Below are 15,711 nucleotides of genomic sequence, written 5' to 3'. Positions count from 1 at the left end.
ATTACTGTAAAACTCTTACATTATCGAGGCGTTGGGTAAGATTCTTTTCGCAGTCAGTAGCGGTATTTTCTAGCCATGTGCTAATCACTCGATTTTCTAAAAATGGTTGTCCTTCCTCTGCAACTTTTTCGGCGTTTCCCTTTCGCACAGCCCGAATCACTGGATTATGAACTAATCTACTCAAGGCGTTATCTACTGCTAAATTGGCTTGAGAAGTAATTAGAGTGCGTCCACCCCTTAGAGCAACTTGATAGCAAATCTCGGCAATTACGGTAGTTTTACCAGTACCTGGTGGCCCCTGAATGAGAACTAAATCCTCAGATGCAAGCACCATTTCTACTGCTGCTTTCTGACTAGGATTAGCTGAGAATAACAACAAATCCTCTGGTCGCAATTCGACAGTTTCTTGAATAAGTCTTGCTTGGGAAGCGTCGAATAAAAAGTTTCCTAAATAGGGATTTTGGGTGCGTCCCTGTTTTAATTGTGTCAAGGCTTCTTTTTTACGCTGAATCTGTTGGATGTCACCAAATGCCTCGAAAAACAAAAATCCGGTCGCTGGTAGCTGATAACGTCCTGCTGCCATATCGTCAGCTAGAGAGTCTTTTAGCCTGATGCTGATGGTGCAACTGTTTGGGAGAATTTCTTTAATAGTTCCTAATTTGCGGCTGCTGCACCTATTTTGTCCTGTGGGAGTAGTCTCGAACAGCTTAACCTCTTCATTCTTTGCTTGTTTTACCCGTTCCCAGAACTTTTCCACAGCCAAGGAATTTTCATTAGAACCGTCAACAGTAGCTGAGGTTATGTCAATCACAAAAGTGATCGATCTTCCGAAGCCGAAGCCATTGTGACTGAAAAAAGGCACACAAAATTGGCGCGCTTTAGCGATTTTTTCCTCAATCTGTAAAAATACTTCCCAAATTCGCAGATGAGCTTCTGTAGGCAGATGGTCGCCGCATATAGGCATGGCTGCCATCCGTGCCAATGCCGTTGGCGGAATATTGATGTGATAGTCATGATTAGGCAGTAGCCGTAAACGATAAGGTACAGCATAGCCATCAGCATTTCCTTGTGAAAGTTGTAGCAACTTAGCAGATAGTACCTTTAAACTACCCCTTCCATCTTGTTCTACAACTGCTATAAATCCTAGTGTTTTTCCTAGCTTCTCAAGTCTTGCAGGTAATTGGAAATCATGCTGATCTGTTGCTATGGTTAAATCCCAAATTTCTTCTCCAGGATTTCTACCTGCGCCCTTGCGGCGTACATAGACTAGGCGAGGCTCTTGGCCCAGTAAATCAAATATTAGCTCGTTAGCACGCTCTCGTCGCTGCCAAAAGTCGGGATATGATTCAAGGGCTGTTTGACTTTCAATATTGCTGATCAAACTATCAATTGTCGAACTGACTAATGTATAGCCCCAATCTTCAGAATCTATTTTATGGAAAGATGTAGTAATGGATAATTCTGGGGTGTTAAAGGGACGATTTGTTAAGATTATTGGTTTAAGAATTCCCAAAATTTGTTGTTTGTGAAGTGAAGCAAGTGGATTTTGAGAGATAATTTCTGGTGACTTTGGTTGATGACTGGTTATACCTAATTCATTTTTGGGTGTCCCATTTTTAGATGCCAGTTTTTCAGCAGCCAAACGGATTCGTTTTGCCTCAGACTCTGAAATATTGCTGCTATAGCTTTTGACTGCAATGTTAAGTTTGTTGCAAATTGCTATTAACTCTTTGTTCTCCAAATTCAATTCTTTTGATAGCTCATAGATTCTGACTTGGGCGTTGTTCATCCACTGCTTGCCTTTGCCAACAAAGTTTTTCAAGTCTAGTATTCCCAAATACTCTGAAGGAACAACATCTTCAACTTCTGCTGCTCTGCTTATTTTGGGTAGTATTGCCCATCAACAATAAAAGCCCCTCTGGTTTTTACCCTATTCCCGTTAAAATTCTAGTTATTGCTTGTGGACAATCGATACAATTAACCACAGATAAACATAGATTTTCATAAAGGCGCACAAATGTACGCCCCTAAGCCTATATTTCATTCAAATGAGAATCGCTACAGCAGATAGGCTTCATGGAATAGGAATGGTTTGTACCTCTTCTAAGGATGGTGAATATTTAGAAGAACTAGCGCTACTTTCTGGTGTTGAAAGCTCATCATTTACAACTCTATCCCATGAATAATTGCAGATTTTAGTGCGAAGTAATGTACCAAATGTCAGGTTAATTACTACATCGAATAAATCGATAAAAATTAGATTCAAAAAGCGATCATTAGACACCCTTGAGCTAAAATGAGCATCAAGTGATATTTGCTTTCAGGGTAACTGATATAGCAACCGCCAAGGCGGTTAGGACAAAGAATATAATCTATGAGTAAAGTAATACTAGATACTGCTTAAGCCTTAGCACAAGAACAGATCATGCCAAAATCCTACAGTTACGACTTACGTCAGAAGGTAATTCAGGCAATTGAGTTAGACGGGATGAAGAAGAGTGAAGCGGCTCAAGTTTTTCAAATCAGTCGAAATACAATCAACCTTTGGCTTCAATCGATTTGCCAGAACAGGAGATTACCAAGCGTTACCAAATCAACCACTCTTGTAATGGGCATAAAATTACCGACTGGGAAAAATTTGAAAAATTTGTTGAGGTTAATGGGGATAAAACTCAAGTAGATATGGCCAAATTATGGTCGGTAGAAATTAGCGATGCCTACGGCGAGCTAGGCTAACGCACAATATCAAGAGCCTTAAAGAAAATTGGGTTCACTCGGAAAAAAAACTTATGGTTATCAAGAACGAGATGAAGTTAAACGACAAGAATTTAGAGAAGAGATAGCGATGTACAAACCAGAGTCAATAGTCTATATAGATGAAGCTGGAATGGATAATAGAGAAGATTATGGCTATGGGTGGAATGAAAAAGGTCAGCGATTTCATGCACTGAAAAGTGGGAGGAGACAAAGACGAGTTAATATGATTGCTGCCTGTTGTAATGGGAAATTATTCGCTCCATTTACTGTGGAGGGTGCAAGGAAGCGAACTGTCTTTGAAACTTGGCTAGAAACTTGTTTAATACCATCGCTAAAACCTGCACAAATAGTGATTGCAGATAATGCCACATTTCATCGAGGTGGATGTATTCAAGAATTAATTGAATCGGCAGACTGTCACTTAAAATACTTGCCATCCTATTCACCCGAACTTAATAAAATTGAGCGATGTTGCTCATGGTTAAAGAGTCAAATTCGTAAACAACTAATTCAATTTGACTGTCTTCGGAATGCTATGGAAGATGTGCTTCGCACAGCGTCCTAACCGCCTTGTCCATTGCTATATCTAAAAGTTCTTCCACTACCTGAGTAATAGTTTTATCTTTTGTTACAGCGTACAAGAATTTGAGCCAACACCAGACTTCAAACTAAATCCTCAGTCTGCTTTAGCAATAGACCCAGGTATCAACAACTGGTTAAGCTGTGTCTCCAGTATTGGAACTAGCTTTATTATTGATGGGCACAAAGTTAAATCACTTAATCAGTGGTACAACAAACGTGTTAGCACATTGAAAGAAGGTAAAGCGCAAGGATACTGGGATGAACAGTTAGCATATATAACAGAAAAACGGAATCACCAGACGCGAGATGCAATTAATAAAATCGCAAGACTGGTTGTTGACTATTGCGTTAAGCATCAAATTGGTACAGTTGTTTTTGGGTGGAATCAAGGGCAACGGCAAGAAGCAAAGCTTGGTAAGACAACTCAATCTTTTGTGCAGATACCAACTGCCAAGCTCAAAGAAAGAATCAAGCAATTGTGTGAAGAATATCGCATCAATTTTGTTGAAGCTGAAGAATCGTATACTAGTAAAACTAGTTTTTTGGACGGCGATTTTCTGCCTACGTTCGGCGCAAAACCCGAAGGGTGGACAACGAGTGAGAAACGAATTAAGCCTGCATGAAAATCCAAACTACTCCCGCCGCTGTTAGAGGTACGCTGAGGTTATCTGTGCCGTGGGGCGAAACTGCCTCTGCTAGGGTTGCGAAAGTAGCAGTTACCACCGCCGTCAACAATGCCCATCCTAAACTTAAAGGCGTTGCGAAAGGACTCAGCAACGAACCAGGTAGCAGTAACAGCACCAAGAAAATCACTACTGTACTCGCTATAAACATTGCTGCTGAACCTTCCCAGGAACGTACAGAACTTCCCACTTGGTATTTATGCTGCCCAAAACGTCTACCGATTAATGCTGCTAGTGCATCACCCCAGGTCATCGCCATTATTCCTGCTACAGCAATTGGAGCGCTATCTACTGGCCCCTCTGGTCGCCACAGTAGCCCGAACAGCAGCGTCACTGAGATAGCGAAATAAACTGTACCGGGTGAGCTATCCTGGGTATCCATTGCGCCGATGATTCGGTAGCGGTAAAATAGGTAGTTCAATCCGATAAAGGTAGCAAAAGGTATAATTCCGATTTCCCACTTCCTAAACAGTAGCAGGACGCCGAAAGCCCACATCCCTGCGCCAATATGGATTACTTTGCGAGTCAAATCTGGTTTCACACCAAACAGCTTACGCAATCCCTCGCCAATCACAAGCAGACTAATAGCGTAAACATAAGAAATTGCTAGCCCGATAAAATCATTTGTCATTTGTCATTTGTCATTGGGTATTCATCAATAATTCTTCTTCCCCTGCTCCCTCATCTCCCCCTGCAAGAACTGCTTATTCACTTAGGTCGATCGCTATTTCGTCTAAAGTTCTTTTCTACTGACGAAACGCTACCAATACCTTGAAGGATACCACGACCGATTAAACCTAAACCCCGCCCGACTATTTGGGTAAGGATAAAAACTATACCGCTACCGAAAACAGCTAATAGTGATTTTAAACGCGGTGCGATCGCATCACTAAACTCTAGAAGTAATGTCACTACTAAAGGAATATTAGAAAGTTTTACTAACTCCTGATTTCGAGGAGCATAAACTGAAGTATTGGCAATGCCACGAGGCACAATTACAAATAGCTCATACCGACTTTCAAAAACTGCTTTTGGCTCGTTTATATAATTTTTTAATCTATATTTCCACGACAAATCATTTCTAAACCGTTCAATTTCTCTTGTAGAAATCAATTGGCGTCCATAAAAGTTTTGCTTGATCTCTTCTACATCTGCTAGAGAATTTAACAGTGGTTGCACTACTCCATTCGCTACCTGAATCAACAAGTTCTCTAAAATCGTCAATGCTTGCGACTTGGTTTCGGCGCTCACTACTGGATAGGAGGTATTATCAATGTTCAATTCTGTTTGAAATAATAGATAAGAATACAACTCACAAACTAGCGGAATTTTATTGAGAATATCTCTTTGTATAACCTCTGTATTTTGCAGCAGCACATTAACAATTTCTACATTTTGATTAACTATTTTTATCCGAGAAAACTTTCCAAAGAAATCTATAATTGCTACTTGCCATAAATCGCGTATCAAGGTATTTTTTAGTTCATATAATTGATTTATCTCTATTTGAGAAGCACGCAGTTCATCCAACTGTTCAGCCAATTTTTGTAGTATCAGATAAAGTAATTCCCGTTTTTTATCTTCACGAAAGATATCAATTTCTAAAGGTATATCTGTAACATTTCTTAAAGGAAATTGAAGCTTATTAACGCAAGATGTAAACAAGGCAGATTGTAGGGTTCCCGGACTAAGTAAAGGTGATACGGTTTGCCTTTGCTGAATGGTGCTGCTTAATGAAGGAGTTAAAGGCGGCTGATCAGCAACTATAATCTGTTCCTCTCGCCTTTCTTGTGATGAAACCAACAACCGATTTAGCAACCAACGAGCCGCTAGCAGTTCTCGCCGCTGTCCAGCTAGAATGGCTCGATCTAGTACTGGTAGTCCGGGAACTTGTAATTGTGCAGTTACTGCGGCTAGGGTAGCGTCAATGTTAGCAATTCCTGACAAACGGAAATTATTTCGCAGTTTAGAGAAGGGGAGTGAGGAGTGGGGAAAAACGCGATTAATCGCGTCTGTACTAGGAGAATTAGGAGTTATGATTGCTTCTGTATCGCGAAACCAGTAAGAACCACCATCTGCAACTTCTTGCATGGCGGCGACTAACTCAGGAAGTGGTGTACCTTTGGGGCAGTAGCCATTTACACCAACAGATTTTGCAGCTAATAGTAGTCCTTGTTCTTGCACAGAACTGAGGAGCAAAATTGGTAGGTTGGGATATAAGGCTCTGATTTGCCGACAAAATTGTAAACCTAGCTGTTGACTGGTGGTGGAGCGACCATTACCGAATTCCAAAACTACCAAATTTACCTGATTAGGGTCTTTTTCAGCAATTTCTGCTAGAATCTGCAAGGCAATGGTGTCAGTTTCTACAACTGCGATCGCTTCTAGGTTAGGAATCGCTTCTAGGGCTACCCGTAATCCCAGACGAAAAATCGGGTCTTGGTCGATTAACAATAATTTTAGCGGGCGATCGCTCATAATCCACTCAATTACATCAGCACTGTTTTTTACCAATCAGAAAACAGCTTTGATACAAAACTTTGTCTTCCCCATTGTCACCTGTTTTCGCAAACTGATAAATCGATCATAATTGCCTTATGCAGCCTTCACTGTGTAATTAAATGAACCTGAGTATTCGGCACTGGTTGGCAGAACGCCATATCGCAATCAATCAAATCAGAGGCTTTTCTGAGGGACAATTGGCAGGTATTGCCTACCGTATTGTTCAGGATATGGAAGTCAAAAGTCTCATACCTTTTGATATCTGTACCTTGGTAGAGGTTTTAGAACTGCCCTTAAGTATTGTTTGGGAAGAAATCAGTGTCATTTCCCAGTTGACAGAAAAACTGTTACGTAGCCTTAGCCAAAAAAAACCTTTAAAACGTAACGAAGGCACATGGCTAGCGTTTCAAATTGCCTATCTCCAGGCTTTGCAAGCAATTCTAAAGCAGGAAGCAAGCCTACAAAAACCGTGGTTAGACCGGGCAATTATACCCATACAACCACACATACTTAAAGAGGATGTGGGTAAACTCATCCTCCAAGAACCGCAACTACAAGGATTACTGAAAACTCTCAGCCCAGGTAAATTGACTGATACTCAAGCTGAACAAGCACTGTCTTCAGTTGCAGATTCATTACTGGTGCAACAAATAAATAACGCTGCTATCGCTTGGTTAGTTGCCAATGGTGCTGAGGAAGTTGAAGCGAAACTCTTAACACAGCGTTTGGTCAACTCACTTCCTGGTGAGATACTGGTAGTCGTCACCGAGAATGCTGCACCTTTAGCCCAACTGCAAAAATTTTTCCGTTTGGGGATTTCATTATCTCCCAGTTTCATTACCCCAGAAGTTGGTTCTACAGTCGGTGAAAAAATTGATTTGCACCGAGAACATTACCGTGCAAGTTTGATTAAAAACCTCAGCATCCCTTTGCTGATGGAATCCTTTGCTCTTAAGGATATCTATGTACCACAAAAAGGCTTACCAATAGACGAAAATATTTTTGAGCAGGATAAAAAAGCTGTTAAACCAGTTGATTTAAAAACATGGGCGCAGCAACAGCTAACTGATTTAGAAACGATCGCTGTTATTGAGTCAGAACCTGGTTATGGAAAAACTAGTTTTTGCCAACTTTGGGCAGCACAGATAGCACAGGAATTATACCCTACTTGGATGCCTATATTAATTAGGTTACGAGATGTAAAATACGGTAAAACTTTCATCGAAACTCTAAATTCTGCCTTTGGCGTTAATCTTTCAACTTGGTTAGAGCAAGAAAATCTCCCTTGTCTGTTGCTGCTAGATGGTTTGGATGAATTGCCCCATTCTACTCAGGGTATCAGGGCACAAGCAATTTTTATTCAGCAATTACTGAACTTTCAATCTCAGCAACGGCACAAAATTGTGTTAACGAGTCGCTCAACGACGTTACCAGAAATCGTTTCGGAACTACCGCTATTGTTGAGGCGAATTATTATTCAGCCATTGGATGTGGACGAACTCAAACAATGGTTTCAACAGTGGGCAAAAGTGCAATCATTGCCCATTACTCAAAATTTCTTTACATTTTTAAAACAGGCAGGGTTATTTACCAGCCAATCAAAGTTAAGAGAATTATCTGCCCTTGTCCGTCAACCCCTAATGCTGCATTTGTTGGGCATCTTGCACCGCGAGGGATTGCTAGATGATGAACTATTGCAGTTAGCTGCTAATACCCAAAAGTCTTTTCTGTTATCAGAAATTCATCATCGCCTGAGTCGATGGTTGTTAGGTTATCCGCTAAGTGGTGGGTTCAAAACAATGCTACTGCGTTCGGGTACGGCTCATATTCATCGGACTCCAGAAGCGATCGCTAATTTACTCGCCGATCGTCATCCCCAAGATTTACTTGAGCAGATGCAAGCGATCGCTCTCAAAATTTTACACTCACAGCGTTATCAAATTAATCTAGCTGGTGAATTTAATACTTTACCAGCGTTTTATTTTAAAACTTGGGATGTAGAAAGCTCAGGCGAAAGCGCAGCGAAAAGTAGTTTAATTGAGTTTTCGCATCTCAAGCTAGGAGAATCTCTTTGTGCAGATGCGATTGCTGCTCAACTTAAACTTCTGACTAAGTACCAAGATGAAGCTTATGGTACGCCTACTTTTGTACTTGATTCTCCTAGTAGCGTGGCCCAGAATATTTATAATTTACTAGGTTACGGGATACTTAGCCAAGAAATTGAAGAACTAGCGATCGCCGGATTGCGTCGCCAACAAAAGCACAAATTTTCGTTTGAAGTTTTGTTTCAACGTCTTTTATCTTTCTGGCGTGCTTACTGTCAAGGACGTTGGTTAGATGAGGGGATAGCCCACAACGCTTTGACTAATTTTCATGCACTGCAAAACTTTGTGAATGTTGAACAGGTGAATGCTGCGGTAGGACTGAATGTGTTTTTATTGCTTTGTGCTTGCTACCGAGAAACAAAAGTTCCTTTTTGGCCTTGTGGGAATCCAGTCAATTTGACAGAATTCAATCCAGAGGTGCTGAGTGTGCTAATTTCTAGGACAACGGTTTTGCACAAAAGTGCCTTTGCAACCCGAATCAAGTCTCTGGCTGGACTCAATTTGTCGGGAGCCTCTTTATCGCAAGTGATGTTAACTGGGGTAAATCTTGAGCAAACAAACTTATCTAACGCGGAGTTAATGGGGGCGAATTTGGCTGGTGCCAATTTGCAACAGGCAAACCTCGCAGGCGCGAATCTACAACAGGCAAATCTCGCAGCCGCAAACCTGCAACAGGCAAATCTCACAGGCGCAAACCTGCAACAGGCAAACTTGATGGAGGTAAATCTTAATACTGCCAATCTCACCAATGCTTGCTTATTTGATGCCATCCTTGCTGAGGCTGACAAAAAATTGGCCACTGATAATGGTGCCTTGTTCTCTAAAGAGTCCTTTCAAATACTGAAACATTTGCGTAGTTTACCGCCGCAGGCATCGCAGCAACCCTTCTTAAACACTGTGAAAATCACGCCAAACACAAACGTTAATTGGAACAAAACCCCTGCGATCGGATTAATTGAAAGCTGTGAAGGCGCAATTTTGTCAGTAGATTTAGATGATGATGATGCCGATGATGAAACAGTTTTTGGCAATAATTCGATTGGGCAATAGGGCATTGGGCATTGGTTATCTCCCCCCTCTCCCTTATATCTCCCCTGCTCCTTTATCCCCCTTATCTCCCCCTGCTCCCCTAACCCTCCTGCGGATTGCGGTAGCCAAAAAAGTTAATACTGTAGTCAGTAATCCGCACTCCTGTTTCTTCTTCGATTTTGCGAATCAAATCTTCTGGTAGTTCCACATGAACATCAAGAATTTGATTTGTATCCACACAGTTGATATGACTGTGAGAGTCACTAATATTGCCGTACAAACGCCCATCACAGCGTTCAATACACTCAATGATGCCTTGACTGGATAATGCTTCTAAATTTTGATAAACAGAGGTATGGCCGATCTCTTTACCTTGGTGGTTTAAGCGATCGTAAATCTCTCTTGCAGCAAGATGTTCATTTGCTTGCCAAAGTAATTCCAGAATAAAGCGACGCTGACGACTAACGCGCATACCTAGGTTTTGACAGCGCTCAAGCGCATCTTCTAAGGAACGAATTGGTTTTGTAGTAATTGTTTGTTTTTGCATATTACAGCTTTTTAACTGTTGGGGGAATTTTCCCATCTAAACGTTTATTGGTTATTTAATATATGCAATGATATTGCACACCGCTGTTTTACCTGCACTTATGTTTTGGCTTTTGATGCTGTGAAAATCACAGGTGGCGATTATGATTTTTTTTGCTTGTTGACGGCTACTTTGTCAGAACCTTAATCTAAAACAAACTCATTACAACTTTAACTTAAAATTGCTATAAATGTCCACCTTAGGGCAGACATTGCCTTACCCAAGTAGGCTAATTCTAATGGCGTACCATATTAATCGTGTAGTAATTATTTAATTAGATGCGAGTAATTATAGCAATGAGAAAAGTAACATTTAATTTTAGTAAACATCGGTGAAGTGAGTGGCGTAGGCGAGCATTTACCGCAGGCATCGCCAGTGGCTTATATCAAGGCTATTAATGGATGTATATTTGTTATAATCAGCGAAAATTAAGTAAAAGTATCAAATAAACTTGAGCAAGGTCAGACTTGTGTTTAAACCTTGTATGGGTTGACGAAATTATCAGCAAAAAAGTATCAGTAAATACTAATTGATTTATGAAGAAGACTTTGTGCTATCAAAAGTTAATGTAGCGTCAATCCCTGAAAGCTGTTACTGTATATTCTTGATCCTACAGTTGAGCATCAAGAAAGTGGCTGCTGAATCAATGACAATTGCGATCGCACTCAATAATGACTTCATTAACAATCTGGATCTGTCCCCTGCATTAACGGTGATTGAAAAACTGCTGCAAGATGGGGTTGCATCCCACGAACAGCAGCTACGCTTTGATGTCAATTACGATCTCCAACCTGGCGACCCACGGGAACTTTCAGAAATTCCAGAGGTGCGGCTGTGGTTTGTCCGTCTAGATGCCAAATATCCCTGGTTGCCATTTTTACTAGATTGGAAAGCTGGGGAATTTGCCCGTTATGCCGCCATGCTTGTACCACACCAGTTCAGTCCCCAAGAAGGCATTCAATACAATCCTGAAGCCTTAGAAATATTTTTGATGCATAAAATCTTTACTTTAGGTGACTGGCTCAAACAGCAAGATATCCCCAGCCTCTCGCGGTTAAAGTCTATGGCGCAAATTCTAGGTTATGAATTAGATGATGCTTTTTTTGAAATATTTTAAATAGCTAATAGGTCATGGAATTTTGAGAAAATTTTCTTCGTTTTAGTGGACTGTGTGAAGTTATTTCTCTTATATTGCAATATCGTTCAGTTAAGCCCGAAATGCTCTGTAGAGAAGCGTTAGCGCATCGACACGAAGTATAATTTCGCGCCTCCATTTGCCGAAATCGATACCAAAAACTTAACTGAATCGTATTGATGTATAGTATATTTTGCGATATTTTAAACATCCTCTAAGGATGAAATTTTTATCTATCTAAAAAGATATTTTTTAAATTAACTATAGCAAATATGCTGAGAATAGAAACCTGTTTCTTATACAGGAAAGAGAGCAAGTTATATTTTATACTTGTTTAATGGAGCGCTTTCAGTAGTTCGCAAGATTCTGAAAGAGTAATTTTGTAATCAAACAAGTTTGAGAAAATGAGGGTTTTGGAATGACAAATTTAGTACCTGAGCGTGCAACATCTGAAGAAGAACGTTTCCAAGATGACTATTATTCTTACTTTGAATCCCCGGAAAATGTCACCCGATATACACCTACAGGTGGTTTTTTAAGTAACGCTTTTCCAGAAAATTCATTCTCTTTATTAGATTTAGGATGCGGTAATGGGGCTTTAAGCAAATATCTTCCGGCTCGATGTGACTATCTAGGAGTTGATCACAGTGAATTAGCTATTGAACAATGTTTAAAACTCTACCCAAATAGAAAGTTTGTTACCAAAGATTTATCGCTTTTCTTATCTGAACTTGTTGAAGATAATCAAAAATTTGATGCAGTCGTGCTAGCGGGTTTGTTATTTCACAGCATTAACAAAGATACCCAAGAAAAAAAAGACGATCAAGAAATTATTCAATTTTGCCTGAATAAAATAATAAACGACAAAGGATATCTTGTTCTAATTGTACCTTTTTGCTACGGCGATCATCCATCTCACACTTTGTTTGTTCGAGCAGAGTGGCTACAAAAGTCAATAGAAAAAATGCTAGAAATTGCTAATGCAAAAATTGTTCACGAGAATATATCTTTACAAATTGGTTTGGAAAAGAGGGTTCGACAGCAGAAAGCGACTCCTGACTGGTTTGTTTCCGATAGTAGTGTTGATTATCCCAGTATATTTGTGGGAACATATATGGCAAGCTGGACATTTATTGCTTGCCTCTAATTAATACCATTTTGGATTTTAGATGGGGAATTTGACCTCGATCTGTAGAGATGCAAAATTGTACTTTATCTTGCTGGGCTAACGCATATCTAAAGATTTTGGGTTTAACTGAACGGTATTGGGCTAGGTGGGAGAGGTTCGTTGAACTCACGTTAAGTTAAGAGATTCCTAATTAAAAAATCCAATTTTTTAGGGTGTATTAGTGATGCGGTAATATCATTTCACGAAATATCTGATACAGATAAATAGGTAGGGGCGTACAGATGTACGCCCCTACAGCCAATTAATATGTTGCAAAGATTTTTGGAAATGGTATAACGCACTAGAATAGATCGATTTGTCTATATAAAAACTGAAAGCCGTTCCCTACTTGTGACAACGGCTGAGTGATAAATTATAGAGCTTTTCATTTGTATGCAATATACATTTACCTCTCTCTTTACAGGAGAGAGGTTTTGAGACTTACTCTCTGTTCTAGGTATCTAAGTTTGGGAAAACTACTGGTTTAGCCACCCCAAATTTTCTCTAAAACTGTGTTTGGTGAAATATCCGCCGTTTTTCCCGTGAGGGATTTAATAGCCAGGAATTTATCGTTTTTCGGCAACAACTTAGCTGGATCGCTGGGGCCAAATACGGCAATGGTATAGGTTTGAACTGCAACACTTAGTTGTAGTGCCGCGTTATCAGTAGATAACATCAAATTTGCCCCGGCAATTATGGCAGTTAACTTACCAATATCATCTGGGGCAGTCACCTTAATATCTGGAGAAGACCCCAGAAGCGATCGCACAAACAGCTCATCATCAAGTCCCTTAATAACCACCACAGGCAGATCCGGCTGCTTTTGTTGGAAGGCTTGAATAATTTGCTGCCAATTCTCGACAGGGTAGATTTTATCTAGTTCTTTAGCCTGTAATAACTGACCAGAACCGCCATGAATCAAGATATAGCCTGTTTCATGAACCCCTAAACGTTTTTGTTCCTTTTGTGCCCACTCAATATCTGGTTTTGGCACATTTGCTGCTAATTCTGGGACAGGGCTATTTATTTCCAACGGTTGCAGCAAGTCGTGATATACTGCTGCCGCATATTGGGATGGTTTGAACGGCACAGTATGGGTAAGAAAACCCGATCCTTTGCCTTGATAGCCAATGCGTATAGGAATTCCTGTCAACCAGAGTAAAAGACCAACCAACCAATTTTGCTTAACAGCAATGGCAACATCATATTCGCGATCGCGAATTGTCCCCACTAAATTACCCCAATCTGCCAGACTGTTACGGTCATTAAAATCAAAGTTCAGCACCTCGTGAACTGACTTGCTCACTCGGTAGGCAGCCTTTGACCGGGGTTCAACAACGACATCTATCTGAGCGTCAGGGTAATGGCGCTTCAGGTCATCTAGAGTCGGAAAGAAGAGAATTTGGTCGCCAATTCCGCCAGGTACAAGGGCTACTACTCGCATAATATTTATTGACGCTTACTCGCTCCCTATTTTAGGGGAAAATATATAGCTTAAAGATTGAGGAATTCTGTGTATTTACTAATTCCAGCTGCGGGAATCGGAAAAAGAATGGGTAGTAACCGCAATAAACTCCTGCTACTCGTGCGATCGCAACCAATTATTGCTTGGACTTTATTAGCCGCAGAAGCCGCCAGTACAATCAGTTGGATCGGGATTATTTCTCAGTCTAGCGATTGGCCAGAGTTAAAAGCAATTATTGCCGATCTGAAGCTGACTAAACCAGTGGAATTGATTCAGGGCGGCTCCACCCGCCAGGAATCTGTTTACAATGGCTTGCAATCTCTGCCAATAGCCGCAGAACAAGTATTGATTCACGATGGTGCTAGATGCCTAGCCACGCCAGATTTATTTAACTCTTGTGCCGAGGCCATTCGCCACTGTCCCGGTTTAATTGCTGGTGTACCCGTCAAAGACACCATCAAAGTCGTTGATGAGCAAGGCATAATTCAAGATACACCCGACAGACGACAACTATGGGCGGCACAAACTCCCCAAGGATTTGATGTCAAGTTGTTGAAACAGTGTCATGCTGAAGGAGTCCGTCAAGGTTGGGAAGTAACAGACGATGCTGCTTTATTTGAAAAGTGCGGCATCGAAGTCCGAATTGTCGAGGGAGAGGAGACAAATTTAAAAGTAACTACTCCACAAGATTTAGCGATCGCAGAATTTATTCTTACAAATAGAGGCTTTTGAGGGAGTGAAGAAGGGAATAGGGTAAAGATTATTCCCTGTCACCTGTCACCTCTCTCTTAATCCCAATACCAAATTTAAAAGTTTTAAAAAATACTTTGACAATTTACGATATAATCCCACACACTTATTGATTGTTAGTTGTCATGTACTAATGACCAATGACTAATGACCAATGACTAACAACTAATGACTAAATGATTACAGCCACAGCGACGAAGATAGAAGCGATTCTCTATTTAAAGGGTAAACCCTTGTCGCTCGGCGAAATCGCCGAGTATGCCGCGTGCGATCGCGCCACTGTCGAAGAAGGCATAATTGAACTTATGGACAACTATGCCCACCGAGATAGCGCCCTAGAGGTCATAGAAACCCCAGATGGTTATAGTTTGCAACTACGATCCGACTTTCACGATCTAGTGCAAACGATGATACCAGTAGAATTGGGTGTAGGTGCATTGCGGACTTTAGCAGCGATCGCCCTTAATAGTCCCATACTCCAGAGCGACTTGATTAACCTACGCGGTTCAGGAGTATATCAGCACGTTCCAGAACTCGTTGAACTTGGTTTCATCCGCAAGCGCCGAGACAGCGATTCTCGCTCCTACTCGCTCCAAGTAACACCGAAATTTCATCAGTATTTCCAAATCGAACAACTTCCGCAAATACTTTCTACCAGCCAGAAGGAAGAACAACTAGAACTAGAACTAGAGCTAAAGGGAGTGGGGAGTGGGGAGTAGGGAGTAGGGGGATGAAAGAGATGAGGGTGATAAGGGAGCAGGGGAGCAGAGGAGCAGAGGAGCAAGGGAGCAGGAGAGGATAATTAATGACAAATGACTAATGACTAATGACTAATGACTAATGCCCAATTCCCAATTCCCCCTCCTCTTGACTTATACTTGTGGTGAATGCGCTACCCTTGTACTATGGTTTAGAGTAGAATTAGCAATTAAGCTAAATAAAACTGCCA

11 protein-coding genes and 2 pseudogenes are annotated in these 15,711 nt (G+C 40.9%); 8 read left to right on the top strand and 5 right to left on the bottom strand.

The features are described 5' to 3' along the window. Position 1: 1 nt before the first annotated feature. The gene (locus HWQ58_RS36770; protein WP_366839289.1) at positions 2–1,822 is read right to left on the bottom strand and encodes a translation initiation factor IF-2 N-terminal domain-containing protein; all 1,821 of its coding nucleotides are present in this window, start codon (positions 1,820–1,822) and stop codon (positions 2–4) included. Between the two features lie 226 nt (positions 1,823–2,048). Between HWQ58_RS36770 and HWQ58_RS36765 the strand changes: the two genes are divergently transcribed. The 3 genes and pseudogenes from HWQ58_RS36765 to HWQ58_RS36755 form a co-directional block, all read left to right on the top strand. Beyond that, entirely contained in the window at positions 2,049–2,186 is a 138-nt protein-coding gene (locus HWQ58_RS36765; protein ID WP_292873522.1) for a hypothetical protein, read from the top strand. Between the two features lie 239 nt (positions 2,187–2,425). Continuing rightward, a pseudogene (locus HWQ58_RS36760) lies at positions 2,426–3,322 on the top strand (IS630 family transposase). A 103-nt stretch (positions 3,323–3,425) separates the two neighbouring features. After that, positions 3,426–3,953, top strand: a pseudogene (locus HWQ58_RS36755) (transposase); the annotation flags it as partial. Here HWQ58_RS36755 and HWQ58_RS36750 read toward each other — a convergent pair. Both HWQ58_RS36750 and HWQ58_RS36745 read right to left on the bottom strand, forming a co-directional pair. Next, positions 3,949–4,653: a phosphatidate cytidylyltransferase gene (locus tag HWQ58_RS36750; RefSeq protein ID WP_292873520.1), complete on the bottom strand. Its 705-nt coding sequence runs from the start codon at positions 4,651–4,653 to the stop codon at positions 3,949–3,951. The pseudogene HWQ58_RS36755 and the gene HWQ58_RS36750 sit on opposite strands and share 5 nt — an antisense overlap. A gap of 77 nt (positions 4,654–4,730) precedes the next feature. Beyond that, entirely contained in the window at positions 4,731–6,500 is a 1,770-nt protein-coding gene (locus HWQ58_RS36745; RefSeq protein ID WP_292873632.1) for a DUF3685 domain-containing protein, read from the bottom strand. Between the two features lie 143 nt (positions 6,501–6,643). On the opposite strand from HWQ58_RS36745, the gene HWQ58_RS36740 reads away from it, so the two are divergent. Beyond that, entirely contained in the window at positions 6,644–9,679 is a 3,036-nt protein-coding gene (locus tag HWQ58_RS36740; protein ID WP_292873518.1) for a pentapeptide repeat-containing protein, read from the top strand. Between the two features lie 79 nt (positions 9,680–9,758). Here the strand turns inward: HWQ58_RS36740 and HWQ58_RS36735 are convergent, their stop codons facing one another. Continuing rightward, the gene (locus HWQ58_RS36735; protein ID WP_292873516.1) at positions 9,759–10,205 is read right to left on the bottom strand and encodes a Fur family transcriptional regulator; all 447 of its coding nucleotides are present in this window, start codon (positions 10,203–10,205) and stop codon (positions 9,759–9,761) included. 685 nt (positions 10,206–10,890) lie between these two features. Between HWQ58_RS36735 and HWQ58_RS36730 the strand changes: the two genes are divergently transcribed. Next, positions 10,891–11,361 carry a CRR6 family NdhI maturation factor gene (locus tag HWQ58_RS36730; protein ID WP_292873630.1) on the top strand — a complete coding sequence of 157 codons (471 nt, stop codon included), beginning with the start codon at positions 10,891–10,893 and terminating at the stop codon, positions 11,359–11,361. Between the two features lie 436 nt (positions 11,362–11,797). After that, positions 11,798–12,526, top strand: a complete 729-nt coding sequence (locus tag HWQ58_RS36725) for a class I SAM-dependent methyltransferase (RefSeq protein WP_292873514.1) — start codon at positions 11,798–11,800, stop codon at positions 12,524–12,526. A gap of 505 nt (positions 12,527–13,031) precedes the next feature. Here HWQ58_RS36725 and HWQ58_RS36720 read toward each other — a convergent pair. Next, a complete protein-coding gene (locus HWQ58_RS36720) occupies positions 13,032–13,991 on the bottom strand; it encodes a glycosyltransferase family 9 protein (RefSeq protein WP_292873512.1) in 960 nt (319 codons plus the stop codon). Between the two features lie 69 nt (positions 13,992–14,060). Here HWQ58_RS36720 and ispD point away from each other — a divergent pair, with 69 nt between their 5' ends. Together ispD and scpB are read left to right on the top strand one after the other, a co-directional pair. Beyond that, positions 14,061–14,744 (top strand): 2-C-methyl-D-erythritol 4-phosphate cytidylyltransferase, encoded by a 684-nt coding sequence (ispD, locus tag HWQ58_RS36715; protein ID WP_292873510.1) that lies wholly within the window; start codon positions 14,061–14,063, stop codon positions 14,742–14,744. A gap of 194 nt (positions 14,745–14,938) precedes the next feature. Beyond that, positions 14,939–15,481: an SMC-Scp complex subunit ScpB gene (scpB, locus tag HWQ58_RS36710; RefSeq protein WP_292873508.1), complete on the top strand. Its 543-nt coding sequence runs from the start codon at positions 14,939–14,941 to the stop codon at positions 15,479–15,481. The last annotated feature ends 230 nt before the right edge of the window (positions 15,482–15,711 follow it).

Origin of the sequence: Nostoc sp. LPT (assembly GCF_017115165.1) — a bacterium.
Taxonomy (GTDB): Bacteria; Cyanobacteriota; Cyanobacteriia; order Cyanobacteriales; family Nostocaceae; genus Nostoc.
This window is presented reverse-complemented; position numbering and strand designations above follow the sequence as displayed.